Source organism: Opitutaceae bacterium (genome assembly GCA_041395105.1).
In the GTDB taxonomy this organism is placed as follows: domain Bacteria; phylum Verrucomicrobiota; class Verrucomicrobiia; order Opitutales; family Opitutaceae; genus B12-G4.
In genome coordinates this window covers 245,081-271,907 of record JAWLBB010000005.1, presented here as the reverse complement: position 1 = coordinate 271,907, position 26,827 = coordinate 245,081, and the positions used below count along the sequence as shown (strand labels likewise).

The window sequence follows — 26,827 nt, the reverse complement described above, 5'->3', positions numbered from 1 at the left end:
ACGTTTTCAGAATCCATCCGGCAGGGGAGGCTTTACCCCGCGTTTGATTTGCCCGGATTCAATCTCGCCATGTCCCGTCCTAACATCCTCTTCATCACGACCGACCAGCAGCGCTTCGACCATCTCGGATTGAAGGGACTCCGCGCGATCGACACGCCGCATCTCGATCGTCTGGGTCGGGAGGGGGTCCATTTCGACCGCGCCTATTGTCCGTCGCCGGTCTGCACGCCAACCCGGGTCTCCCTGCTGACCGGGCGTTATCCGTCCTCTCACCTTGCCTACACCATCGGAGTGACACCCGATCCTTTTCCGGGTCCGACCCTCCCCGAGGTTCTCGGGAAGGCCGGCTATGCGACTGCTCTTTTCGGGAAGACCCATTTCGTGAGGCGGGCCGATGAAGCCCGACAGATGGCCGGAGGAGAGGAACCGGATCCCGGCTTCTTCCGCAACTGGCGAGGCCCCTACCTCGGGTTCGAGACCTTCGAGGGAAGCACCGGCCACACGACCAACAATATCCCGGCCATGCACTACCGGACGTTTCTCGAGGAAGCGGGCGTCGACTACCGGCAATGGTTCCCCCAGATGCGGGGGGGCTACGACCATCAGGCCTGCGGCAGCTGGAATATCCCGCCCGAGTTCCATGATACGGAGTGGGTGGCCGGGCTGACGCGACGGTATATCGAATCGCAGGATGCGAGCCGGCCGTGGTTCTGCTGGGCGAGCTTTCAGGATCCCCATGAACCCCACCTCTGTCCGGAACCCTGGTACAGCCGGGTCCGGTCCGACCAGATGGAACTGCCGGAAGGGTATCGGGAGGGCGAATTCGAGGATAAGCCCGAGGTCTACCGGATGTGTCGGGAGAAGGATTTCGGCAGGCTCAACGATGGGGTGGGGGCACCGAAGACCCTCGGAGGCGCGGTGCGGGAGGAGGCGACGGTTCCCTCCTGCTTCGGTGAGCCGGAGAAGGATGCCCGGAAGCGGGAAGCGATGCAGGCCACACTCGGGATGGTGGCCTTTCTGGACGATCGGCTTGGATCCCTCATCCGCACTCTGGAGCAAACTGGACAGATCGACAACACGATCATCGTCTGGACCTCGGATCACGGAGAAATGCACGGACATCACGGGCTCTGGGGCAAGGGGTTGGCCGCATTCGAGGACTGCCAGCGGGTGCCCCTCCTTGTCTGGGGCCCGGGCCGGATCAAGAGCCGGGGGACCGTCCCGTCCCTGGCCAATCTCGTCGATCTGCCGAGGACGTTCCTCTCCCTCGCCGGTTTGAATCCGCCCCAGGAATGGCAGGGCGTCGACCTGACTCCGCTGCTACGCGGCGAAACCGATACGGTGCAGGATGCGGTTCTTGTCGAGATGCGGGCGACCCAATGGACCCTCAACCAGCACACCCTGATCACCGAACGCTACAAGCTTGTCGTCTATCGGCATACGGAAGCCGGGGAACTCTACGATCTGCAGGCCGATCCCGATCAATACCACAATCTCTGGGATGACGGGGCCTTCCGATCCCTGCGCGGGAACCTGCTTCTCCGGTTGGCCCGGCTTCATATGGAGCGCGAGCCGGTCGGGCCGCCCCGGGTCAGTTTTGCCTGAAAATACCCGGTTGACCCCTTAGTCCCGATTGATTCTCTGTTCCCCGATGAACAACCATCGGGTGAAGCCGTCAGCCTTGTTGCGATGAGCTCGACTGAGCGAAAAAGACAGAAATCCTTTTCGGGTCGATGGCTTCTGGACCACGCATTCAGGGTGGGTTGCCTCGCGGGCGTCCTTTTCTTCAGCCCTCTCTGGATGACGGCAGCGGGCGAGGAACCGATTGCCGGCGACAACCCCTCGGTGAACTCGGAGTGGACGCCCCCTTCCGATGGTTACGACTGGATCCAGCTGTCTTCGGATGAATGGCTCAAGGGAGAGATCATCGGCCTTTACAACAAGACCCTGGAGTTCGACAGCAAGAAGCTCAAGGTGCTCAGCCTGGATTGGAAGGATATCAAGCAGATCCGGACCAAGCGCTACCACCAGGTCAATGTCGACAAAGAGGAGCCCGCGATCGGTACACTCTCGCTCACCGGTTCGAAGCTCACCGTCCGCGGCCGGGAGGAAGTGGTGGTGGATCGCGACCTGGTTGTCTCAATCGCGGCGGGCGAGCCGAAGGAGATCAACTACTGGAAGGCAAAAGTGTCGCTCGGATTGAACATTCGCGAAGGCAATGCCTCCCAGGTCGATTACAATACCAAATGGAGTATACAGCGAAGAACCGCGAAGACGCGTTTGGCGTTGGATTACCTGGGAACGATCAATCGGTCCGACACGATTGATACGGCCAACAATCATCGGGTGACCAGTTACTTTGACTATTTCTACTCCCGCCGTTTCTTCGTCCGACCAGTCAATCTCGAGTATTTCCGCGACACCTTTCAGAACATCAACAGTCGTTACACCCTGGGTGCCCAACTCGGATACAACCTGATCGACAACAAGAAGACCGAGTGGAATATCACGGGGGGCCCTGGCTATCAGATCATCAACTACCTCTCCGTCGAACCCGGAGCGGAGTCCACCCGGAAGACATTCACCGGGACGGTGTCGTCAAAGTATGACACTGAACTGACGTCTTGGGTCGACCTTATCAGCGAATTGCAGCTGACGATTGGCGACAAGGATTCAGGAGGCCTCAATACCCACTTCATCACCACCTTCGAGACCGAGTTGACCAGCAAACTGGACCTGGATATCTCGTTCATCTGGGACCGGGTGCAGAATCCGGTGGCAGGCGACAACGGGGTTGTTCCGCAGCAGGACGATTTCAGGATGACCATCGGTCTGGGACTTGACCTCTGATCGCCTCGAACGGGGCATATCGGCCGATTCCTCTTAGGGGATTTTCCGAAAAACCGGATCCCTCTCGCCTGAGGCTTGTTCCTGCCCCGGCTCGGGTCGAAACTGGATGGATCCTATGGGAGATCACGGAACGGAAGGGCCCGGTGGAGGAATCCCGGGTCCATTGGGCAATCGGTCATTCTCCGTTCGGAATCAGTCAGAACCGGGTGGGAAGGTTGGCCGGGATTCGCCGACCACCGGTGTCTGGAAAAAACCCGGTGCCGGTGCCGCACCGACCCGGCCGGTCGAAGGATTCTTCGACTTCTCGTCCGCGGATCCGGATGACGGCCCGGCAGCCCAATCCCGACCCGATGTCCCCGGTGCCGATTCGCTGGTGATCGAGGCGCGCCGGCGGGCCTTTGAGCTTCTTGACGAGTGGCTGGCCTGGGTCTACGTGTCGGATGATGATTCGGTTTTTTCCGGCGCCGACAGGAGGCGGCGTTCGGAACCTTACCGATTCGATTTCCCCGATACGATCGCCGACCCCCGCGACGTCGTCCGCTATGCCCTCAGAGGGACCGGGCTGTTTCTTTAGTCCGTCTTGTTTCCGTGACGGCGGCTTGGGCGGCAGTTACCGACTCTGCGCTCACTTTCCGTATCGACTGCGGAAATACTCGTAGGCGGAGCGAATCAGGCGGGTGCGTTCCCGGGCCAGCTCCTGGAACTCCGGCGCGAGGTGGTTCACCTTGTCCGGGTGGTACTTGGCCATCTCGTGTCGGTAGGCGAGTTTGATCTGGTAGAGGGTGACCCGGCCGGAAAGTCCAAGAATCCGGGCATACTCCCTTTCGGTCGGTGTTCGATCGGGATGATCCATGGTCAGGGTGGATGTCCGGTTGGAGGAGGGGCGGGACCCGGGCGGGGCGGGTTCCCGGTGGTCCTGACCTCCGCGCGAATGACTCCTGTTTCGCTTGCGCAGGTTCTTCCAGATCCGCTCCGGAATCAGCAGGGAGATCAGGAAGTAACCGACGACCAGCGAGAGGAAGAGGACGATGATCAGGTCTGTCAGGCTGAATTGGCTCACGGGCCGAGCTTCTCACAAAGGCGGATCCGGGCCTTCCAGGCTGGACGATGACCCAAGGTTCCAACACACATTGCGGAGAACCTATGATCGGATCAGGTCGTTGACCAGTTCGGAAAGAAGGAACGTCGGTTCGGCACGATGGAGAAGGGGCCGGCGAAAACCCCTAATCGCCGGCCCCATTGTTTTCTCAGTCCCACTTAAGGGACTTCCATGTTACCCCAAACCCTGCCGCAGCAGGGAAACCAAAACTGTGTTGGAGATAGCAGGCGGCGTGCCAATTCCATGACGGCCGAATCACCGCCACCGTTTCGTAACGCAACGGCGCGGTTTGTTGCGCAACCGGTCTCCATCCGTTTCTTGAAAACAGTCCGGTCAGCACAAATTTGATCCGACCTGCGTGATTCTGTTCAGTCTGCCTGAACCCCGGCATACTGCATCAACTGCTCGGCCACCTGCCGATCCGATCGGGCAACGGGAAAGGAGTGTTCTCCGTTCTGGCGGCCGATCTCCTTGCGGCAGAGCTCGAATACGCCCGGAGTGATCAAACGTACGATGGGGGGATGCAGGGCTCCGCTTTCCCGTTGTTCGAGGTAGGCGTGGCAGGTCGTTCTCAATCCATCATCGAGCTCTTCTTCGATGATCTTGGAAATGGGCGTTTCCCGGCAGGGTGGCTTCAGCTCAACCCACCATTCATGGCAATCGCCGGACTCCGTATGCAGTGGGTTGACATGAAAGCCTTCGGGAACCCAGTTGTGCCGGCGGCAGATCTTGGCCATGATATCATTGAGATCCCGATCCATCAGCAGGGTATTTCCAAGTTGCAGGGCCGGTGAACGTCGGCCGCGGTAGATCAATCGCGGGGGCTTGGCCGACACAAACCGGACGATCTCATCAGTGCGGTAGCGGCAGAGTCCGGCCGGGGTTGTGACCACCAGCTCATAGTCAACCTCGGCCCGGATCGCGGAAACGGGAAGGGCCTGTTTCTGGTCCTCCGGTTTGGCGTGGAGGGGGAGGAACTCGAAGTAGACGCCGGTATCATCGAGCAGGCGCAAGGCACCGTCGGGTTTGCCGTCCTGGACGGCGACAAAGGCTTCAGTCGTGGCGAAGACCTCGCTCATGACCACCCTCCGTCCGATTCGCTGGGTCAAGGCCTCGAGATAGGGGATGACAGAGTGTCCCCCGTGGATGACGCATTCGAGATTGGGCCAGGCGTCGGTCAGGGTCCGGATCGGTCGGCCGGCGGCTGCAGTCTGTGCGAGGACGGCCTCGGTGAATCGGATGAGGGTTCGGGGTGAACCCGCCAACAGTGTGATGTCCTGGGAGAGGGCCTCCTCGGCCGTCTTCTGAATTCGTGCATCCCGGTCGACAATCGACGCGGTTTCCTGGCCGGGCACAAAAAGGAACTTTTCCGTCCATCGCGGCATGGTCTCGGTCAGGATCCCGGGCAGGTCGGCCTGTCCGGTCCTGAGGGATGCCGTCTCTGCAAGATAGACATGCCGGCCGTGAAAGACTCCCGCGTGTCCGGTGCCCGCCGTGTGCATGAGGGCGATCTGGTAAGCCGCTTCGTGATAGTGTTCGAGGATCGAATCGTTCAGGGGCAACTGCCGGGGGGGGCCGGCGGTGCCTCCGTTGGTCCGGACAAAGTGTCGGCAGCGGCCCGGCCAAAGCTCATCGGGGGCGCCTCCGATGACGGCATCGACATAAGGCTGGATCGATTGTGCCGTGGCCAGAGGGACATTGCGACGAAAACTCTGGTCGTCCATCCCGGCCTCCACCCCATGTTCGATTCCGTAGCGGGTTTTGGCCAGACCGGTGATCAATTGCCGGAGCACCTTTTCCTGATGCCGGACTCCGGCGGCTGGATCGCTCAAACGGCGGGCAAAGCGGGCGGTTTCCAGCCCGGTCGTCACATGCATCAGGCCGGCGGTCAGGAATTTCATGGCTCTAGCCCGGCCGGTGGATCGGTCCGGTCGGGGGTGACGAAAGCGGCTGAGAACTGACGATGAATAGACATTTCTTTGACTGACCCGCTCGGGTGATCGGGTCGCTTCTATAAACGGAAATACTCTCTGAATCCGTAGGGGTTACGGCCCTCGTTTACCGGTTTTTTCACGGTCGGGCCCCCGGAAGCATCGGCACATCGGACAGCACGTTGCCGACCTTGACCGATGCTGCGCCCGCCAGACCCAGTCGGATTGACGGTCGTGAACCCTCCCGTGGATCGGATAGCGCCAATAAGGCGCAGCCGACGGGGCCAGGACGTGATGGCTCGATTTCGGGTCTGTTTGTGCGTCATATTGACGCATCCAGAAATCAATCCGTAACCATGAAACGTTGATTACCAATCTGTTAAGGTTTTCAAGCTGTCGGCACCCTTTCTGCAATTGTAAAGGCAAACCTAACCAAGGAGGAAACAACAATGACCCTTATACGATACGAATACCCAAATGAAAGTCTCAGCGAGTTTGATCGGATGATCAGCCGTGCCTTTTCCGGTCTCGGCCGTTGGCCGGGCTGGTCGGATGAGTTCTTCGGCGTTCCTGGCGCCTCGGAAATCCCGGTCGATCTCTACGATGACGGTGAAAACTATGTAGTCCGTGCTGAACTGCCGGGCGTGAAGAAGAGCGACATCAAACTGGAGCTCGACAATGCGGTCCTCACTTTCTCCGGTGAGCGCAAGACCAAGTCGGGTGAGCAGGAGAGTGTCAGTTCCTTCTCTCGTTCGATCAGCGTCGGCGATGATGTGAACTCGGATAAGGTCAAGGCCCGGCTCGAGGATGGAATCCTCACCGTGACCCTGCCAAAGACCGAGGCCCACAAGCCGCGGGCGATCACCATCAGCTAATCCGAAACATGAAAGGTCTATTCAATATGAAGACAGAATTGCAGAAGAAGCCGGAAACCGCCGTCGGCCAAGTCCAGCCTCAGCGCTACCGCCGCCCTCACTACGAGGTCAATTCCGACAAGAACGGATACGATGTCCTCGTCTTCATGCCGGGGGTCAACCGCAAGGGTGCCACCGTGACGGTCGAAAAGGGGACGCTGACCGTCGAGGGACAGCCGGTCCATGAACTTCCGGAAACCTGGCGTCCGCTCCATCGGGAGCTGACCAACCACGCCTTCCGTCTCCAGCTTCGACTGAATGTGGAAGTGGATGAGGATGCGATCGTGGCCACTTCGGAGGAGGGGATTCTCAAGGTGCGCCTCCCGATCGCCGAGGCCGCAAAACCCCGGGTGATTTCAATCGATTGACCGGACCGTCACCCTTACAGTCTGAGCGATCAGGTCTGATTCGAGCCGGGCAGGGTCAATCCTGCCCGGCTTTTCATTGAGGATCGGTGAAGGTGGGCTAGATTATCGCCAGGCGCTTCTTATGAGCATCAAGTTCAAGGATTACTACCAGACACTCGGTGTCGCCAAGGACGCCTCGTCCGATGCCATCAAGAAGGCTTTTCGGGATCTTGCCCGCAAGCACCATCCCGACAAGGTCCAGTCTGAAGGCAAGGCCGCCGCTGAGTCGCGTTTCAAGGAAATCAACGAAGCCTATGAAGTCCTGAAGGATCCGGAGAAACGCCGGAAGTACGACACCTTGGGTGCGGATTGGGACCAGCCGCAACGGCGGGCTCAGTACCGCCGGTCTTGGAGCGGTCCCCGGCCAGACGGGTTCAATGGTGGTCCAGCAGGGGAGGCGGACGATTTCGAGTTCCATTTCGGAGGCACCGGCTACAGCGACTTCTTCGAGCAGTTCTTCGGGATGGGTGGAAGTCCGTTTGGACGGAGACAGAGCCGTGGCGCGGGCCGGCGTTCGGGCGGGTTCGAGCATCCGGCCCGTGGTCATGATGTGGAGGCTGAGATCATGGTCACGCTGGAAGAGGTCCTCAATGGCTCCACCCGGCAGATCAGTCTGCGCAAGGTCGATCCGACGACCGGCTCGGAGCAGACCCAGACTTTTCAGGTCAGAATCCCGAAGGGCGTCCGGGAGGGTCAGCGCATCCGTTTGGCCGGGCAGGGCGGAGCCGGTTCAGCCGGCGGCGCGGCCGGCGATCTTTTCCTCAATGTGCGACTCGCCCTGCACCCGGATTTCCGGGTCGAGGGCGACCGGTTGATCTGCGACCTCGATCTGGCTCCCTGGGAGGCGGTGCTCGGAACAAAGATCAGTCTGGATACGCTTGATGGCCGGGTGAACCTGACCATCAGGCCGGGTTCGCAGGCCGGCCGGCAACTCCGTCTGCCGGGCCGGGGACTGCCCAATCGGGAAGGTGGCCGTGGTGATCTCCATGTGCTCCTGCACGTCCGCGTCCCGGAAACCGTTGGTACGAAGGAAAGAGAGCAGTGGGAAAAGCTGGCCGCGGCGTCGGCCTTCAACCCGCGCGGATGAAACCGCCGGGAAAACATAGGACAGACGACAATTTTGAGCGATGAATATTGATTTCAACAAGTTTACCGAGATGGCCTCACGCAGTGTGCAGGAGGCCCAGAACGAGGCGCGACGTCGCGACCACCAACAGGTGGACGGCTGGCACCTCCTGCATGCACTCCTCACCCAGGAGAAGGGCATCGTGCCCGCCATCCTCGAGAAGATGGGTGTCCAGCCCAGTGCCGTCCAGTTGGCCGTCGATCGGCAGTTGGACCGCCTGCCCGCGGTCAAGGGCCGCGCCGCCGCCGGGCAGGTCTATATCACCCAGCTCGTCCAGGACATCTTCAACCGGGCGGAGGAAATCGCCGGTCAATTGAAGGACGAGTTCATCAGCGTCGAGCACCTCTTTCTCGGGCTGATGAAAGCCGGAGGTGGTCCCGAATACCAACGCTTCTTCCAGAGTTTCAACCTGGATGAGAAAACCTTTCTCGAGGCCATGCGGCAGGTTCGGGGCAATCAGCGGGTCACCACCCCGCATCCCGAGGATACCTTCCAGGCCCTGGAGAAATACGGGATCGACCTGGTCGAGCAGGCCAGGCGGGGCAAGCTGGACCCCGTCATCGGTCGCGACGCCGAGATCCGACGGATCATCCGTATCCTCTCCCGCAAGACAAAGAACAATCCGGTGCTGATCGGCGATCCCGGTGTCGGCAAGACCGCCATCGTGGAGGGCCTGGCCCAGCGCATCCTGCGCGGCGACGTGCCGGAAGGCCTGAAAGAGAAGACGGTCTTTTCACTCGATATGGGTTCGCTCCTCGCCGGCGCCAAGTATCGCGGGGAGTTTGAAGAGCGGCTCAAGGCGGTGCTTCAGGAGGTCAAGAGCAGTGAGGGCCGGGTCATCCTCTTCATCGATGAACTGCACACCATCGTCGGCGCCGGCAAGGCCGAGGGCGCGGTCGATGCCGGCAATATGCTCAAGCCCATGCTGGCCCGGGGTGAGCTGCGCTGCATCGGCGCGACCACACTTGACGAATACCGCAAGTACATCGAGAAGGACGCCGCTCTCGAACGGCGTTTCCAGCCCATCACGGTCGACCAGCCCTCGGTGGAGGACACCATTTCCATCCTGCGCGGTCTTCGCGAGCGCTTCGAGGTCCACCACGGGGTCCACATCCAGGATAATGCCCTGGTCACGGCCGCGGTCCTCTCCCACCGCTATATCTCCGATCGCTTCCTGCCGGACAAGGCGATCGACCTGGTCGACGAAGCCTGCGCCATGATCCGGACCGAGATGGACAGCATGCCGCAGGAGCTCGATGAAATGGCCCGGCGCCAGATGCAGCTGGAGATAGAGCAGGCCGCCCTGAAGAAGGAAAAGGACGAAGCCAGCCGCCAGCGTCTCGAGGAGTTGAACCGGGAACTGGCCGATCTCCGTTCCAAGGTGGACGTGATGCGTCACCAGTGGGAGAAGGAAAAGGGTTCGATCGGCGAGGTGCAGAAGGTCCGCGAGGACCTCGAGACCGCCCGCCGCGACCTCGAGACGGCCGAGCGCAACTACGATCTCAACAAGGCCGCGGAAATCCGCCATGGCCGCATCCCCGACCTCCAGGCCCGACTCAAAGCGATGGAGTCGGCGGCTGATGGCGCCACCATGCTCAAGGAGGAGGTTTCCGCCGACGAAATCGCGGAGATCGTGGGCAAATGGACAGGGATCCCCGTGGTGCGGCTGCTCGAGGGCGAGAAGGAAAAACTCCTCCACCTGGCCACGGTGCTCCATGAGCGCGTCGTCGGTCAGGATGAAGCCGTCGACGTGGTGGCCGAGGCCATCCTGCGGGCGCGGGCCGGGATCAAGGACCCCCGTCGACCCATCGGTTCCTTCCTCTTCCTCGGACCGACCGGGGTGGGCAAGACCGAGCTGGCCAAGACCCTGGCCGAATCCCTCTTCGACAGTGAGGCCAACATGGTGCGCATCGACATGTCGGAGTACATGGAAAAGCACTCGGTCTCGCGCCTGATCGGGGCGCCTCCCGGCTACATCGGATTCGACGAGGGCGGCCAGCTGACCGAGGCGGTTCGCCGGAAGCCCTACAGTGTCATCCTCTTCGACGAGATCGAGAAGGCCCATCCCGATGTCTTCAACGTCCTGCTACAGGTGATGGACGACGGCCGCATCACCGATTCCCAGGGCCACGTCGTCGATTTCAAGAACACCGTCATCATCATGACCTCGAACATCGGGAGCCGCTTCCTTCAGGAGGGGGTGACCGGAAGCGAAATCCCGGAATCGGTGCGCGAATCCGTCATGACCGAGCTGCGTCGCGGCTTCCGCCCGGAATTCCTCAACCGGATCGATGACACGGTCCTCTTCAAACCGCTCACGCTGGAGGAGATCACCCGGATCGTCGACCTGCTCGTGGCCGATCTCAACAGGCGTCTGGCGGATCGCCGGATCGCGGTCGAATTGACCGACAAGGCTCGGACCTGGGTGGGTGAACGCGGCTACGACCCGGTCTACGGGGCGCGGCCGCTCAAGCGCTTCCTGCAGAAGCAGGTGGAGAATCGCCTCGCCCGCGCCCTCATCGCCGGCGACATCCTTGAGGACTCGACCGTGGCCTTTGACCAGGCCGGAGACGAACTGATCATGCAATTGCAGCCGGCTGAGGAGGCCGCTTCCTGAGATGCCTCACCCGACATCGACGGCAGTCGTCACTTCCTGTGCCCATTGCGGCACGGGCAATCGAATCCCGGAAACCCGTCTTTCCGAGGGACCGAAATGCGGGCGGTGTGGCCGGCCGGTGTTTTCCGGAAAACCGATCGAACTGAATGCGGAGACCTTCGACCGGGTCACCGGCGGCGATCTTCCGGTGGTGGTCGATTTCTGGGCGCCGTGGTGCGGGCCCTGCCGGACGATGGCGCCCGAGTTCGAGCGGGCCACGGCCTCACTCGAACCCCGCATCCGGACCGCCCGGCTGAACACCGAGGATCACCGGATGATCGGCGCCCGTCTCGCCATCCGCAGCATCCCCACCATGGTCCTCTTCCGCCAGGGACGGGAGCTGGCCCGCCACTCCGGGGCCGTCCCGGCCGCCGAGATCATCCGCTGGGTGACCACGGCAAACAATACGTAGCAGACTACGGTTGGTTTTTCAGGCGAAAACAAACCGTAGTATGCTACGTAGTAAAATGTAGCTCCCCCGGGGTCGCGCCCTGCCCGGGTGTCCAGTGGGTAGGGACGGACCGCCGGGCCGTCCTTCTAGTCCCCACCTTCACCACTTCGACGCGTCCACCCCCATTCTCTTCAGTATCCGGTGTCGACGATATTGAGGTGGTCGATGAGGGGTGCGCCGGGCGGCGTCAGGGTGATGGTGTTGAGTCCTTCGCGCAACTGAACGGTGGCCCGGTCCCAGACCCAGGTTTCGGGCCCGCCGGTCAGCCACATGATGAGATCATCGACTGGTTCTCCGTTGACGGTCAGGCCGGCCGGCATATGACTTCCGCCCCATCTCTGGGCGTAGCGCAACTCAAGAATGTAGGTGCCGCTGTGGGGCGCCTCCCAGCTCCAGGTCACTTGGCGGGTTCCCTCTGCGCCGGCGAAATCGAGGTAACCCGCACCGGTGAATCCGGGATTGTCACTGCCGGTGCCGGCATTGGAAACCGCATCTTCGGCCTCGAGAAGGATGCCCCCGGGAGTGGGCTCGATCGAAGGAACCGCCACCTCTGCTCCGGCGATGGTCAGGTCGTAGAGGACGCTCAGGTAGTTCTTTCGCCAGTCGACGTAGCCGACCCGGTTCGTCCAGAGCGGATTGCGGTAGAGGGCCGCCGCGTTTGAGGTGTAGAGCCGCCAGTAATGGGCGGCCCGGTTGAGCTCGGTCGCCACCTTGTCGCGGTGCACGGGCAGGAGGGTTTCCCGCAGGAGGGCCAGCTCGGTCGCGCCGGCGATTTTGTGAGCGTAGTATTTCCCCAGATACGCCATGCACCGGATGTCCTCGAGGGTTCGCCGCAGGTCGCGGTTGCCGTGCGCGTCGATGGTGGCTGCCCCGGCCAGGGCGGCTTCGGAACGCTCATGCAGTTCGGCCACCACCTCGGGCGGGGTGGTCCCGGGCGGTCGCAAACCGGCCACCCGGGCACTCACGTAGTCCGGGATGGAAACATTGTCGGTCCCGGGGTGGGGCGGGAGACTGATGAATCGGTTGACATCGTGGAATCCGGTCGGCGTCCGGGCCGGGCCGGGCTGACTCTGACAGCCCTCAATGTACCATTGAAAATCGAGGGCGCCCCAGTGGAATCCGGTGACCAGCGGGTAGGTCATGGAGGCGTTCTGCCAGGTCGCAAAGAGCACACCGGCGTCGACCCGGGGAAAGCGCTCGGCGATGAGGTTGACGAAGGTTTCATCTCCGAGGGTCGGGTCGTAACTCAGGCGGCCCCAGAGATTCCAATGGTACCAGTGTTTTTCAATCTCGAGCTCACGGGGCGCTTCCGGTTCGAGGGAGAGGAACTCGCGACCCCAGATGTATTGATCCGACCCGTAATATATTCCGGCCGTGACTTTGCGAGGCAGGTTCTGCAGGAATTCGCGGGTGAAGCCGGCGCCGCCCCAGCGGAAATGGAAATCGTCATCATTGCGCAGGGTCCAGAGGGTCTTGAGGGGCGGGATGTCCTCGATGAACTGGTCCTTGAAGGGCTGGACGGTCGAGCTCATGACGTGGGCCTGGGCGTATTTGAAGCTGAAGAGAAACGTGATGTCGGGATGATCGACCAGCGGCGCGAAACGGTTCGCGATGTCCCGGGCGCCGGTCTGGTGCTGCCGGTGGATGAAGGTGACCCGGCGCCCCGGACTGGCCTCGACCGCATCGAGGACGCCCTGACCATAGGCCTCGAAGGCCCAATCCTCCTTCTCCTGGAAAGTGGCTCCCGGCATGTTCTCCCCGGTTGTGAGGCCGATGCCGGTCAGATCGGGATAGGTCAGCAGCATCTCCCGGATGGTGCGGCGGAAGTAATCCCGGGTGACCGGATTGTTGATGTTCGTATCGATCCCGTATCTGCCGTTCGTTCCGTTGACGAAGATGTTCCAGGTCACGATGTAGAAGTGGACATTCCGGCTGCGTCCGTAGGCCATCACCTCGCGCCAGAAGGCGATCTTCTGGTCGATCGTCATCGTCAGCAGCGTCTCCGCGTTCTCGAGGATTTCCGGATGGTCAAAATCGCCTCCGCTCAGGCTGTAGTTTTCCTCCCATCTGACGGTGGATCGCTGAACGTCGTCGAGCGCGACCTCCGGGTATTCGGGCACTCGAACCATGCTGGGGAAGGGGTGCAGGTTCCAGAGAGAGACCAGGTTGTAGCGAGCCCGGGCCAGTCCATCGATGAAGGCTTTCCAGAAATCCGGGTTCCACATTTCGGCGATATTCTGCTGGGCGGCATCGCAGGCATCGGAGTAGCTGGGGGTGCGGACATCGAGCGGGATGTTGAATTTGACACCACGGTCGCCCATGGCGGGTGCCCTGGCGATCGGGATGAGTCCATCGAGGCCTCTCTGGCGAATCTGCTCAGCCAGTTCAAGGGCCCCGTACATGGCCCCGCCTTCGTCGCCACCGATGACCCAAACCTGATTCCGGGCGGGACCCTGTTCCGTCAGAATGGCAAATCCCTCGGTCGCGGAAGCCTCGGCGGGCAGATCATCGGTCTTGGTGATGCCTTCGGCCTGAAATGCCGCGAGGGTCTCCACGATGATCCCGGGTTGGCCGGCGGCGGCGACCGTGGCCGCCGGGGTTTGGTCGATCGAATCCTCCGCCAGGGCAAGACGGATCTCATTCAGTCCAAAGGCGATCGGCGATTCCGGCGGGACGGTATTCAGATTCATGGGAGCAGAGGTGGCGCTGAGGGTGATGAGACCCGGGAGGATGATTACTAAGAGGATTCGATTCATGGCGCGGGTGACCCGGTCCGGCATACAGGGTTGGGGGTTGGCCGGCGCGGCCGTTGAGACGGACGGCCCGGGAACGACGACGGCAGCGAGGGCAGGTAGGGTGCTTTTCATGGCAATGCAACGACCTGGGGGGTGTGGGTGGGTGCCTTGCGGACCAATTGTCCGTCCCCGTCGAATTCGAGCGGATCGATGACCAGCATGGGCTGCTCGGGCCTGGTCTTGAGGATGCCGTGGCAGGAGAGCCAGAGGTTGCCGTCGGGTCCGGTGAAGATCTCGTTGTGGCCGACCTGGTTGAACGGACTGTCCGGCCGGCCGGTATAGGGAAGGCCGTTCTTCAGACAGGCCTGTTCGTTCTGCTCCCCGTAGAAGGGGTTCCCGGGGCTCTTCGTCCATGGTCCGGTGATGGCCGGGGCAGTCGCGGTGCCGATTTCGTATCCGCGAGTCCATGACGAATAGAAAAGGATGTAGGTGCCTCCGCGCCTGATCACGTAGGCGCCTTCGATTCCGATGCTGTCCCAGGCGAAGCAGCGTCGGATGACCGGCCGGGGGCGTCCATCGTAGCCGGGCTCCATCAGCGGGTTTCCGTCGGCGTCCAGCTCATACTCGATCGGAGCGGGGGTGATCGCACTCTGAGGCTCGGTCAGGAAGGTGCCGGTCTCCAGGTCGACCTGGGCGAAGCCGATCCCGAATTCGCGTCCCCGGTTCCAGAAGGCCCAGACCGAGCCGTCGTCGTCCTCGAAGAAGGTCAGGTCATTGCCGTTTCCGAGGGGGGCGTCCCCGGTCACCACGGTATAGGGTCCCATCAGACGGTCGGCCACGGCGAACCCGGTGTGCTGCCCGGGGAATCCATTGTCGGGATTGCTGGCATTGAAGAGGGCGTAGTAACGTCCCTTGAGCCGGTGGATCTCCGGGGCCCAGAAGCGGCGGTGATACCATTTGTCCGGACCTCCGTGGGGAAGGATCACCTTTTCGAACTTCCAGCTGAGCAGATCGTCGGACGAATAGAGAACCACTCCGGGATTGAGAATACCCCAGGCTTCCTGGCGGGGCCAGTGCGGCCAGGCGGTGGCGGTCAGATACCACCTCTCGCCATCACGGAAGACCTGGCAATCGCGGACCCCCTTCGGATCCAGGCCCTCCGAGATGGGATTCTGGTAACGGAAGACCGCCGAGGTGTCGGCGACCGCGCTCGGAACGAGGGTCGCGAAAACGAGGAATGGCAGAATTCGGATGATCAAGGGTCCGGCCGGTCCGAGTAGCATAGTCCCATGATGGCGATCCGCTGCGAAACCGCCATGCCATTCTCCCACCCGCAGCCCAACAGGGGCCACCTTGGGATGATTTTCCAGACTCAGCCGCCTGGTCGAAAGTCAGCACTTCCCCTGGAGTCTCCGGTAGGCGGCGTCACCCTTGGAATTCGCCACCTTGCGGCCGAGGGCATCGGCAGACCAACCCGGGCGAAGAATCCCGCCCCTGCATCTGGATGTTTGGGACTCCGGCGATCAGGGTTGTCTCCGCACAACGGCGAGCCAATCCTGCCCCGGATCCATCGGCGGGGGACCGAGGGTCACGGGCGAGCCGCCTTCCACCGTGGAAACCGACCCCTCAATCAGGTCACCGCCGGTCCGTGGATTGAACCAGGCGATGGTGAACGAGCCGCCGGCATCGGACAGGTCGAGTTCGACCGAACCGCCGTTCGGCAGGTAGACGAGGTAGAGGGCGTCCTCTTTGGCGAAACAGTAGGCGCGGTTGTCATGATCGGGATTGCCGACGAGTTCATCGCGGTTGGTCATCTCGCTGACCGGAATCCGCTGGTCCCGGAAGAAATCCAGGGCGATCCGACAGTAGTCCCAGGATCGGTCGCGGCTGCGCCAGTCCTCACAGACAAGATCATTCTGCGGAAGTTTGTATCCAAAATAATACTCCACTCCGCCTCCCCCGGCCATGAAGGTGCCCCAGAGCACCCATTGGCGGGTCTGGTCGATGGTCGGGCCGCTGTAATCTTCCGGCATGCCGGGGTAATCCGGGTCGGGCGGCATGCCCTGCCCGGCGTTGCCCGCTTCATCGAAGGCCACCACCCAGGGTTTCCCCGCGGCGGCCGACTCCCGGTTCCACTTGACCACCTGGTGATGGCTGTCGCCGATCGCGCTGTTCTGCAATGAGGCCCCGGTCAGGAAGGACTGTTCACCGAGCAGGGGTCGGTAAACCTCGTCCTGTTGTTCGGGGAAGGTATGGACCACAATGTGATGATGGTAGGGGTCCAGGTCGTGGATGTACTGCGACATGTCCTTGAGCTCATCCGTGGTTTGGGTGTTCTCCTCGCCCAGGTTCCAATTCAGGGCGAGGGCATGACCGAACCGGGCGATGATCTCGCGGAGGTAGAGCCTGCGTTCCGGGCCGAGAAGACCGCCGTCGAGGGATTCGGGAATGACTTTCGGGTTTTTGCGGGCACCGGCACGGTTGTCGTCGATCTCGGTTTCCTGCAGCTTGAAGTGAAGGTAGAGGCCGCGTTGGGTGCCATGGTCAAAGACAATGCCCCACTGATCGAGCTTGGAACAGTCGTAGTGCAGCTTGTCGTCACGTTCGACAAAGGGCCAGACGTTGTCTCCGTCGCCGCCGGCATTGTAGGTCAGGAAGGAAAAGGCATTGGCGCCTTTTGCGGAAAGGTAATTGAGGGCACCGATCAGACCCTTGCCCCGCCCGTTCTGCCAGGTCGGGTCTCCCTCGTTCCAGTCCCGCAGGTGAGGGGACCAGGTCTTGAGCGGGACGTCCGCCCGGAGAGCCATGGTGTTGTCGAAGTCGGCATAGGCCAGGAGGGTCTCGGGGGCATCGGCCCCGGCCTTGAGGAACCATTCGCCGCTTCCGGCGAAACGGAGATGGTGCCGACCGACATAGCGGAGGCGACCCCGGCCTCGGAAGTCACGGCCGGTCTTGTCCGTCTCCCCGACTTCAAAGCTGCCTTCCAGTCCGTCGTAAGGCGCGAGTGCTCCGCCGTCGACCCCGCCGAGGGCAACCCGGTCACCCTTGCGGAAGGAGACCCGGTAGGTCCACCGGCCGGGTTTGTCCGGTGAAAGATGGGCCCTCCATTTCGTGCCTGAATCGGCCGAGGTTTCCGCCGCGTTCCCATCGGCCGCAAAATAGCCGGGTATCCGGTAGGTGGGGTCACCCGACTCGTGGGCAAAGGTCACCTCCATGGCGTAGTCGGTGAAGGGATTCGGCGCGGAGTCCATCTCCCGGGCAAAGGGACCATCGAGGGTCAGGGTGATCTTGTGCCATCGGCGCGACTCCCCGGTCAGTGAGATCTCTCCGAGACCATCGGGTTGACGCGGGGCGACCGGAACAATGGCGCCGGCTCCGGCTGCTCCGACCATGGCCAGAGGGGCGTCACCCGGATCATGACTGGCGGGTTTGAAGGTGATCTTCGACCAGCGGGCCCTGCTGAATTCTTTGCCGTCGTTCGAACCCACCCGGGCGCGGATCTCGATCGTCTCGCCCTCGTTGGCTTCGACGTTGCGCCAGGTCTGGTTGAACGCCTCACCCTCTTCAAATATGCCGGTACCGAGGGGTGGTGTGAAGGTGCCGACCAGACGTCCGCCCAGAAGCACCTCGTAGGCTGAAGCCCCGTCGTTCTCGCCGACTGCGTGCAGCGTGATGTCATAGACGGCGTTGGCGACCGGCGCCATCGTCCGGGTGGAGGCTTCCCGGTTCTTGTCCGGGTTGATGGCCAGCCAGCGGTCCCGGTCCAGGTAGAAGCCGGTTCCCTCAACCGGGAAATCGGCCGCTGAGAGTGAGAGGACGCCATTGCCGCGATCCTGATCCGCATCGAGATGACCCTGTATCCAATGGGCCAGGGTGGAGCTCCCGAATCCGTAACCGCCGGGGAGCGGGACGTAGTCCATGGTTTGAATTGGCGGCGGTTGTCCCCAGTGGTCAGGCCAGGTGGGAGGGAAGGGTGGCGGAAGGGTTCCCGCGAGAACCCGCGTTTCAGGTCCGGTGTCGTCCGGTCGTTGGAAATCCCGATCCAGGGTCATGATCCACTTGTCGAACTCGAACCCATCTTCGCGCATGGAGAACTGGATGGTGTGCTCACCGGTGCTGGGGATTTCGAGGAAGAGTTGGAGGGGCACACCCACGTGCACCTCGGTCGTGCGCTGCCGGCAGTCCCAATTCCACTGGTTCTTGGCCACGGTTTGCCATCGTCGACCACTCTCGGGCCAGGTGCCGTCCAGACCGACGTGAATGCCGTTGTCTTCCGATCCGGTGGAAAAGGACCGAACCCAGACGTAGTATTTGCCGGGCGTATTGAAATGAACCCGGTAGCTGAGAATTGCCATCTTCCCGGGGTCGTTGGAAAAGTTCTCCCCGGTGATGAGGGTTTCACTGTGGTCCTTCCGGGTGTCCGGGAGAGCCTCGAGGTAGGCGCCTCCACTGGCTCCAGCCAGGTGGGCGGGATCGGCATCCGGCTCCGGCAGAGCGGAACTCTTCGGTGAAACCAGGTGCCAGGCCCGAACGGACGTCAGGGTCTGGTCGTTGAAGTGTTCGGCTTCCACCGCGACGAGACCATCGACCTCCTCGAAAATGACGTTGGAGTCGATGATCGGCAGGGTGCCGGCTGGGATCGCTTCCCGGGATGCCGGGGCCGTTGCGGAGGCTGATTCTGCCGGAGTATCCGTGATCGAGGTCGTGCATCCGGCGGTGAGGAGCGCGGCCGCCCAGAACGCGGTCAGGGCGGTTTGGCGGTACGATGAATAGATGGATCTCATAAAGGTGGAAGAGTTACGGGGCGGCTGGAAGCTTGAATCGATGTAGCAGCGCCGCTGTGCCGGCGTTCCTGCAGGAGACAAGGACACTTCGACACAGCGAAGTGGCTACACCCTGACCAAGAGATGAGTTTGTCGACGATTCACGCGGAAGGGAGACGGTTTTCCGGTCGGGCCAGGAGCCAGCAGACGATGGCGGCGGCGTTGAGTGCGGCGGCCACGTAAAAAAAGGTGGTCGGACCGCCGGTCCAGGCGATCAGGTAAGGGAAGAGGATGCCGACCACGGCCGAGCCGAGGTTGCCCGCCATGTTCATGGTCCCGGAAACCGCGCCGGCATGCCGTCCGCCGATGTCGATGCAGAACGACCAGGACGGGCTCAGGGTCATGTCGGCCCCGAAGACCCCGATCGAGAGCCAGATGACGGCGCCGATGACGCTGGCCTGGTCGACACTCATCAGAAGGCCGACCGTGGCGAATCCGAAACCGAGGATGGCCGGCAGTCGCCGGGAAAAGGCGCGGTGTCCGTGACGGAAGAGCCGGTCGACCAGGCTGCCCGAGGTCAGGTTGCCGAGGGCACCGGCGAGCAGGGGTATCATGGTGTAGAAGCCGGCCTCGGTGTAATCGAGGCCGTAGGTCCGCTTGATGTAGGGATAAAGCCAGGAAAGGGTAAAGAAGAAGGTGAAGTTGCTGGCAAAGTACTGCCCCATCATCAGCCAGAGATTTCCGGAGGTGAAGAGCTCGACGGCCTTGAGAGGAGTGGGCGCGATCTTCCTGGCGCCCGCCTCCTGTCGGTTGGCAATGATGTACTCGAGCTCCTTTGCATCGATGCCCTTGTGCTCGGCCGGTTCATCGCGGAACCAGAGCCACCAGATGGTGGCCCAGGCAAAGCCGATGACCATGAGCAGAAGGAAGGATTCCTTCCAGCCGATGGCGTGAATCAACCACGGAAGGACCGGCATGGTCAGGGCCGCTCCGAGCCGGGAGGCCGAGAAGTTGATCCCCTTGACCAGCCCCCGCTCACTGACCGGGATCCAGGAATAGACCGTCCGCGCCATCCCGGGAAAAGCGCCGGCCTCCCCCGCGCCAAAGCAGAAGCGAACGACCATCATCGAGACAAAACCCCAGGCCAGCGCGGTCAGGCCGGTGAAAAAAGACCAGAGGGTCACCACCGAGGCGAGGATGCGCCGGGCTCCGAATTTGTCCGCCATCGCTCCCGCCGGAGTCTGCATGAGGGCGTAACCGAAAGCGAAGGCGGAAAGGATCCAGCCGAACTGCGCATCCGACAGTCCGAGATCTTCGACGATCGGCTCCTTGGCGGTCGAGATGCAGACCCGGTCGACGTAGAGCAGGAAAGACAGCAGAAAGGTGGCGACGACGACGAGGTAACGGCGGGGCATGGAGGAGGAGGGAAGGGCGTGGGAGAAGAGGTCAGAGGTCAGGTTTCAGAGATCTGGGAACGACAGTTCGTAGGGCCGGACCAAGGTCCAGCTTGATGGATCGGATCGGGATTCATCGTAGATCGAACAATGTGCAGTTGAGGATCCCACTTTAGCCGGCTTCTTTCACGCCTTGCCGGGCTTTACCGTCACTCAAGGATTCGCAGGGAGTCTCCCAGATCCTCGATCTCGAGGAATTGGGCCCGGGCCGATTCATGATCGTTGGGGGCGTGGAGGGAGAGCATGAGGCGTCCGTCGAACGTCCGGAAGATCATCCCGTGCCCGCCGTCCCGATCGTAGAGGGGCGTTTCCGCCTGGATCCACGGTCCGCTCAATCGCCCGCTTTCCGAAACCGCGTAGCTGCAGGCATAGCCGTCTTCACCGAAACTGGACCAGAGCATGATCAGCTTTCCAGTTTTTGATCGGTAGAAGAAGGCCCCGTCGGTGACCCGGCCGGTCCAGGTGTCCCGACCCCGCCGGCGGGCCTGTTCCCTCATGTCACGGGTCCACGGCCCTTCGGATGCGTGAAAGAGAACAACCGGATCGGCGGTCGGCCGTTCGAGGCCGGGGGAAAGCGGAACGAGCTCAAAGGTTCCGTCGCCGATCTGCCACCATTCGTGACAGAAAATCATATAGGGCACGCCGTCTTCCACCCAAAGCGTGCCGTCCAGGCTCATCCAGTCCTCGGGCGTATGAGGCCTGTCCGAAAGGGGCAGGAAAGGTCCGTCCGGCGAGTCGCTGACAAAGATACCGGTGCCGCGCAGGTAGAGATCAGGCCGGTCGGGCAGATCGGCCGGCAACTCCCTCTCCGGATTCGAAAGCGTGGCGAAGAGGTAGTATTTCTCCTGATACCGATGGACCTCGGGTGCCCAGAGCGATTTGGCGGGATCGGCCCAGCTGCCGTCGGGTATCTCGAAGACCAGCCCTCCATCCAGCCAGTTCTCAAGGTCGCGGCTCTTGTAGACGCGGACGCCACGACGTCCGCTTTCCTGGTCCCGGCTGGTCGCATAGAGGTTGTAGGTCTGCGTCTCCTCGACGGGGAGGACATAAGGATCGCGGATATAGAGGTCCGATCTTGAGAAGACCGCGGTGTCGTCCGCGGGAAGACCGCGGTACTGGAAATCGCGGAAGCGGACCGCCCCCCCGCCCGCCGCATAGAGGGCGATCCTCAGTGTATTGTAGGTGGAGACCTCCGCCCCCCATGCAAATTTGGTCCAGTTCCGGCCATCCGGACTGCGGTAGAGGGCGACATCGTCCTCCACGTTGCGAATCCTCAGGAAGAGGCGCTGCGCCTCGGTCCCAACCGTCGACCTTTCCCTTCCCCGGGCGTAGGTGCCGACCGCGCCCGGCCGCAGGAAGACGCCGGTGGGTCCGGCCTCGGCCCCGGTGATGAGCAGGCCGCCCTCGGAGGCCCCGGCCAGTTCCACCTCGACCCGGACCTCGTAGCTCGTATTGACGGGCTGGATGCGGATATCGGCCGCATCCAGCGGTCCGTTGCCCCGGGATGCCAGGGCCAGACTGCCATCGGAGATCGTGATTGTCTCATCGCCGGTCCCCATCCATTGGAGGCCGATCTGCGGGCCGGCAAATGAATCGGAAAGCGGCAGGCCGTGGCCGACGCTTTGCCCGGGAGGCTTGGAAAGAACCGAATCGGACCGGACGTTTTGCGGAATGACCGGCCAGCCATCGTCGGTCCAGGTGACCGGAAGCAGGAGGGTATTGCGTCCAAGGGCGCGATGGTTGCGGCGGATGGCATGATAGACGACCCACCACGATCCGTCCGGAGCATCAATGAGCGTCCCGTGGCCCTGCGACCACCAGGGTTCCGTGCGGCTCGCCGTCCTCAGCATGGGATTGCCCGGCGCGTCTTCCCAGGGACCTTCCGGCGAGCGCGATCGCGCCACCGTGATCATGTGACTGGTCGAGGGGCCAACCGTGCCGCCCTGGGCGGAGACCAGGTAGATCCACCCGTCGCGGGTCACGAACTTCGGGCTCTCCAGGCACATGCATTCGACGATCCAGTTCTCCGGGATGGGCCACCCGGAATAGACTTCACGCGGCTCGCCGATCACGCCGAGTCCGTCGGGTGTGAGCTCGACGACCCGGCCCTGGTTGACGTAGAGAAAGCGACGCCCGTCCGGGCCGGCCACATGGCCCGGGTCGATTCCCCCGATTCCCAGGTCGACCGGGTCGGTCCAGGGTCCGGCCGGATTTTCGGCTGTCAGCACGACATTGGTGAAGCGCAGGGGCTGATTCGGTTCGGAGAGACGGACCGGAAGGTAGAGGTAGAACAGGCCGTTGTGGTGGACGAGATCGGGCGCCCAGATGTCGCCGCTGATGCCATGATTCACCCGACCGATCGGCTCCCAGTTCACCAGGTCGCGGCTGTGCCAGATCAGCAGGTCCGGGCAGTGGGTCATGTAGTAGTCATCACCCACCCGGACCAGGCTGGGATCGTGGTAGTGACCGGCGAGGACGGGGTTCCGGTAGGTTCCGTCGCCCCGGTCGGCCCGGGGTTGGTTCTCGCGCAGGACCTGCTCCGCGCGGCTCATTGGTTGGGCGGACGAGTGAAGGAGAGGCAGCGCAAAAAGCGCGGCCAGGAGTCGGAGGCGGCGGGTTGAGTCCATGGCACGGGTGGGAAACTCGGGTGGCTATGTGTATCCGAAAGAGTCGGACGGATTTTCTAGACGAAATGCACCCTGAGGGCAACCCGGATGAGGGAACCCCGGGATACGCGGAATCCACCAGGAAAAAGAGCCGGTCCCTGACGGGACCGGCTCCGGATGTTTGCTGAACTCAACCCACCCTAAAGGTCGAACTCGAGCGAGAGGATGAACTGGCGTCCGTCAACCCGGCGGTAGCGGATGGCCTGACCACTGGCGGAGGCCATGGAAGCCAGACCCTCGTCCTTGTCGAAGACATTGCGGACATTGAGGTTGATGCGGTAGTTGCGATCGCCCATGAAGGCCATCTGGCCCCGGTAGCCGGCCCGGAAGTCGTAGTAGATCTCCTGTGAACCGTAGATCGGTTTGTCGAGGTCGACGATGGTGGTTCCGGCCTGTACCTTGTCTCCGTAACCGATGAGCGGAGCGGCCCGCCAGCGGACGGCGCCTCCGACGTCGAAGCCCTTGAGGGCTCCTTCGGTGAAACGGTAGTTGGCGTTGAGGTTCCAGCGGTTCTCGCGGACGAACTCATTGGCCTTGCCGTCGAGCGCCTCGATGATGCCGCGTCCGGTCGAGCCGTTGATCACGGTGTTGTCCCACTGCTGCTTGACCGTCGTATAGGACTGGGTGGCGGCTCCCGGAACAAACAGATTCCATTGATTCTGGTTGTTCGGGGCATCCTTCCAGGTGACGTTCTGGGTGACGACGCCGTCGCCGTTCTTGTCACTGGGATCGGTCTCGCCGCCTTCGGGGAAGCCGTAGCTGTCGATGATCGGGGTGATGGTGTCGAGGAAGCGCCACCAATCCAGACCGATCTGGCTTTCGACCACTTCCTGGGAGTTCCAGGTGAGCCGCAGGTCGAGGTTGTTGACCGGTTTCCAGTTCAGCTGAAGCTCCTGACCGGTGGCTTCGCGGAAGCTGACCACCCAGTAGGGATCGCCGGCGCCGAGTTCATTGTAGACCCGGTCACTGGTCCCCTCCGCGTTCTTTGGCCATCCACTGGTAGCTTCAATCGAAGGCGCCAGGGCGGTCACCCGGTTGAACGGTCCGTTGAGGGTGAAGCGGAAACGGTTGAAGGGCACGTTGCCGGCTCGCTGCGGTCCGGAGGTGTTTTCATAGATGTTGAAACGTCCGGTCAATTTGCCGTCGAACATGCTGATGATCACGCCGTAGTCCTGTCCGTCGCCCAGGGCGCCGGGATAGAGGCCGCCGTAGGGATCGTAGTTGCGGGTGGGCGGCTGGTAGGTGTCGGACTCATTGTAGAAGCCGCCGATGTCGAAGCCGAGAGGCATGTGGAGCCAGCCCTGGAAGGGATAGGCCACGATACCCTTGGTCTGGGTCGTGCCGGAATCGGATTCGCCGTATTCGCCGAAGTCGACATCGAAGAAGTTCTCCTGCACGCCGGCCTGCCGGTCATTGATGTAATCGAGGCTGGCCGCCTTGATCTTGTCCTTGCGGTAGCCGTAGGTGGCGACGATGCGTCCGCCCCAGAAATACCCCTGGTAGGTGAATTGCTGGGTGTCCTGCTTGGTCTTGCCCTGTGGGGCGAAGCCCTCGCGGCTGACCCAGCGGACGCCATCCTCCACGTACCACTCCTCGGGAGTCATGGTCCAGGCTTCGCCGTTGGCGTCGGTGATGGTCCAGGGCTCGCCCGAGGGGATGAAGTGGTTGGGGATGAACTCGTTGCCCTCGAGATAATAACGCACCTGGGGACGGCGCTGGGCGCTGGTGCGCCAACTCGAATTGTTCTGGATGAGGGGCTCCCCGGCGTTGTTGAAGCGGATGGAGGAGACGCCGTCGGTGGTCGAGGTCTGGTAGGGGGAGGAGAGCAGCGGGGAGACGTTGATGCCCTCATGGAGGGTGTCCACCGCGTAGTCCATTCCCGGGAAGACCGGGTCGCGCCAGCCGCCGGCTTCTTCCTTGGGCTGGATATGGTAACGATAGGCCTGCTCGCGCTGTTCGGATTGGTAACCGGAGAGCAGGGCGGCCAGGCGGTGCTTGCCCAACCAGCCGAAGCGTTCGGTCTTCTTGACGAAGTCCAGCTCGTAGGAGAGAGCCAAGCGCCAGTCGTTCACTTCTTGGACTCCCTTGGAATAGGCGGGATAACCCTGGAAGTAGACCTTGCCCGCATTGGGATTGGGGGTGACGCCGTCCGGCAGATACATATTGGCGTCAATGGTCGGCGTCTGGGCGCTGATATAGTTGATCTTTTCCCAGGAGAAGAGGTCCTGCTTCTGGTACTGGTAGGCCGCATCGAAGTAGAGATCCTCGATGATCTTCTGGCTGAAGTTGAAGTTGAAGGTGTCCCACTTGGTGTTGGCGCCGCGCACGTTGGCCAGGGTGTTGACGTCGACCGGATAGTACTTGTCCGAGAGGATGGTCCAGCCGTCCGCCTCGTTGTTGATCGGCGAAACGTGATTCCACGAGGGAACCGGCTTGATATCGACGGAGTCCTGCCAGCCCCAGATCTGGCTGATCGCGTTGGCGCCATCGATGACGACCGGGAAGTTGCCGGCCACATCAAAAAGCTGCTGCTGCATACCGGGAACCGGCGCGACACCCTGGGGCGGATTGGGCGGCAGGTAACGCGCCGCCACGCCGTCGCCGCCGACAGCCCAGGCCGCGTCGTTGGGGAAGATATAGCGGCTGGGATAACCGCCGCCCAGCCCGTAGGTGGAGGATTCATACCAGGTGGTCATCTGATCGGTCGGCCAGAGGGTCGAGGGCCGGTTGGAGTCGATGTCCGTGTACTCGTAGTTGGCAAAGAAGGTCGTGTTCTTGAAGGGCTTCCAGGTCACGCCGACATTGATCCGCTTGCTGGTCTCATCGGCATCCTCGATGTCCCAACTGCGCACGCCGTAAAGGGCGTTGGCCCGGACCGAAAGAACGTTGTCCACCAGGACCTGGTTGTAGTCGAGGGTGCCGCGGTATCCGCCGAAGGAATCGACCTGCAGACCGACCGTTCCGCCGTTCTTGAAAGTCGGCCGCTTCAGGCTCGAGTCGATCACACCGGCCGGACTGCCCGTTCCAAACAGGATCGAGTTCGGGCCGGAGGCGACGGTCAGGCGGTCGATGTTGTAGTTGTCGCTGGGCATGAGCGAACCGAAGAACTCGCGCGAATTGGTCGGCGCAGCCAGGCCCCGGATACGCACCGTGCCGCTTCCGGTCGAGCCGGGCAGGCCGTTGCCCAGGGTGATGTCATCGCCGGACTCCACGTTGACCGTGTACTTGGCCGCATCCTCGATGCTGTTCAGGCCGTAGTCGTCCATGAAGTCCATCGTCAGCACCTCGATGGGTGCGGCGATGTCGCTGAACTTCGACTTGAGGCGGCTGCCGGCCAGGGTTTCCGAGGCCACCCAACCCGACTCCGATTCGGCGTCGATGACGAATGGAGAGAGTTCGATGACGTCCTCGTCGGCCTCCCCGGAGGCTGCGGCCGGGGCGACTTCCTGGGAGAAGGCGGTCACCGCGCCGAGAGCGGATAGAGTGAGAATGCGCCACATGCTTCCGACGGGCAGGAATCGGCTGGATCGCCTGCTGTTCTGGGTTGTTTTCATACAGGGTTTGGGCAGGTTGAGTGCCCGGTTGTTGTTCGGGTTAGTCTGACGTTGTCGCCGGTCGGCAAGCCAAGTGGTTGGTTTTTCACCGAGCGGCAGGGGAGAATTTCTTGGAAAGGTTGGGAATGGGGTTCCGGTGAGAGGTGGAGCCGGGGAGGCATCGGGTCAGCGGTGGCCTGGTTGATTCGCCCGTCAGCTCAGGCCTTTGGGGGTGCCGTTGC

General features: G+C 62.2%; 16 protein-coding genes. 8 read left to right on the top strand and 8 right to left on the bottom strand.

Annotation, left to right across the window (positions count from 1 at the left end; all coding sequences use genetic code 11):
* The first annotated feature begins 69 nt into the window (after positions 1-69).
* From R3F07_16295 to R3F07_16285, 3 genes are all read left to right on the top strand, one after another.
* Complete coding sequence (locus tag R3F07_16295) at positions 70-1,605, top strand: sulfatase-like hydrolase/transferase (GenBank protein MEZ5277943.1); 1,536 nt, start codon at positions 70-72, stop codon at positions 1,603-1,605.
* 84 nt (positions 1,606-1,689) lie between these two features.
* The gene (locus R3F07_16290) at positions 1,690-2,850 is read left to right on the top strand and encodes a DUF481 domain-containing protein (protein MEZ5277942.1); all 1,161 of its coding nucleotides are present in this window, start codon (positions 1,690-1,692) and stop codon (positions 2,848-2,850) included.
* 106 nt (positions 2,851-2,956) lie between these two features.
* Positions 2,957-3,424, top strand: coding sequence for a hypothetical protein (locus R3F07_16285; protein MEZ5277941.1), 468 nt, complete (start codon positions 2,957-2,959; stop codon positions 3,422-3,424).
* Positions 3,425-3,475: 51 nt separating this feature from the next.
* On the opposite strand, the gene R3F07_16280 is transcribed toward R3F07_16285, so the two are convergent.
* Both R3F07_16280 and R3F07_16275 read right to left on the bottom strand, forming a co-directional pair.
* Positions 3,476-3,910 carry a DnaJ domain-containing protein gene (locus R3F07_16280; protein ID MEZ5277940.1) on the bottom strand — a complete coding sequence of 145 codons (435 nt, stop codon included), beginning with the start codon at positions 3,908-3,910 and terminating at the stop codon, positions 3,476-3,478.
* A 407-nt stretch (positions 3,911-4,317) separates the two neighbouring features.
* Positions 4,318-5,850: a GH3 auxin-responsive promoter family protein gene (locus tag R3F07_16275; protein MEZ5277939.1), complete on the bottom strand. Its 1,533-nt coding sequence runs from the start codon at positions 5,848-5,850 to the stop codon at positions 4,318-4,320.
* A 479-nt stretch (positions 5,851-6,329) separates the two neighbouring features.
* Between R3F07_16275 and R3F07_16270 the strand changes: the two genes are divergently transcribed.
* The 5 genes from R3F07_16270 (at position 6,330) to trxC (ending at position 11,395) form a co-directional block, all read left to right on the top strand.
* On the top strand, positions 6,330-6,755 hold the full coding sequence (locus R3F07_16270; GenBank protein ID MEZ5277938.1) for an Hsp20/alpha crystallin family protein: 426 nt from the start codon (positions 6,330-6,332) through the stop codon (positions 6,753-6,755).
* Between the two features lie 8 nt (positions 6,756-6,763).
* The gene (locus tag R3F07_16265; GenBank protein MEZ5277937.1) at positions 6,764-7,162 is read left to right on the top strand and encodes an Hsp20/alpha crystallin family protein; all 399 of its coding nucleotides are present in this window, start codon (positions 6,764-6,766) and stop codon (positions 7,160-7,162) included.
* Between the two features lie 121 nt (positions 7,163-7,283).
* Positions 7,284-8,288, top strand: coding sequence for a J domain-containing protein (locus R3F07_16260; GenBank protein ID MEZ5277936.1), 1,005 nt, complete (start codon positions 7,284-7,286; stop codon positions 8,286-8,288).
* Between the two features lie 40 nt (positions 8,289-8,328).
* Positions 8,329-10,944 (top strand): ATP-dependent chaperone ClpB, encoded by a 2,616-nt coding sequence (gene clpB, locus R3F07_16255; protein ID MEZ5277935.1) that lies wholly within the window; start codon positions 8,329-8,331, stop codon positions 10,942-10,944.
* 1 nt (position 10,945) lies between these two features.
* On the top strand, positions 10,946-11,395 hold the full coding sequence (gene trxC / locus R3F07_16250; GenBank protein MEZ5277934.1) for a thioredoxin TrxC: 450 nt from the start codon (positions 10,946-10,948) through the stop codon (positions 11,393-11,395).
* 170 nt (positions 11,396-11,565) lie between these two features.
* Here the strand turns inward: trxC and R3F07_16245 are convergent, their stop codons facing one another.
* The 6 genes from R3F07_16245 to R3F07_16220 form a co-directional block, all read right to left on the bottom strand.
* Positions 11,566-14,301: a carbohydrate-binding family 6 protein gene (locus R3F07_16245; protein ID MEZ5277933.1), complete on the bottom strand. Its 2,736-nt coding sequence runs from the start codon at positions 14,299-14,301 to the stop codon at positions 11,566-11,568.
* A complete protein-coding gene (locus R3F07_16240) occupies positions 14,298-15,428 on the bottom strand; it encodes a family 43 glycosylhydrolase (GenBank protein ID MEZ5277932.1) in 1,131 nt (376 codons plus the stop codon). The genes R3F07_16245 and R3F07_16240 overlap by 4 nt, the downstream gene beginning before the upstream one ends.
* A gap of 264 nt (positions 15,429-15,692) precedes the next feature.
* Entirely contained in the window at positions 15,693-18,953 is a 3,261-nt protein-coding gene (locus tag R3F07_16235; GenBank protein MEZ5277931.1) for a DUF5060 domain-containing protein, read from the bottom strand.
* Between the two features lie 140 nt (positions 18,954-19,093).
* On the bottom strand, positions 19,094-20,347 hold the full coding sequence (locus tag R3F07_16230) for an MFS transporter (GenBank protein ID MEZ5277930.1): 1,254 nt from the start codon (positions 20,345-20,347) through the stop codon (positions 19,094-19,096).
* Between the two features lie 188 nt (positions 20,348-20,535).
* Positions 20,536-23,013 (bottom strand): family 43 glycosylhydrolase, encoded by a 2,478-nt coding sequence (locus tag R3F07_16225; GenBank protein MEZ5277929.1) that lies wholly within the window; start codon positions 23,011-23,013, stop codon positions 20,536-20,538.
* Between the two features lie 179 nt (positions 23,014-23,192).
* A complete protein-coding gene (locus tag R3F07_16220) occupies positions 23,193-26,606 on the bottom strand; it encodes a hypothetical protein (GenBank protein ID MEZ5277928.1) in 3,414 nt (1,137 codons plus the stop codon).
* Positions 26,607-26,827: the final 221 nt, after the last annotated feature.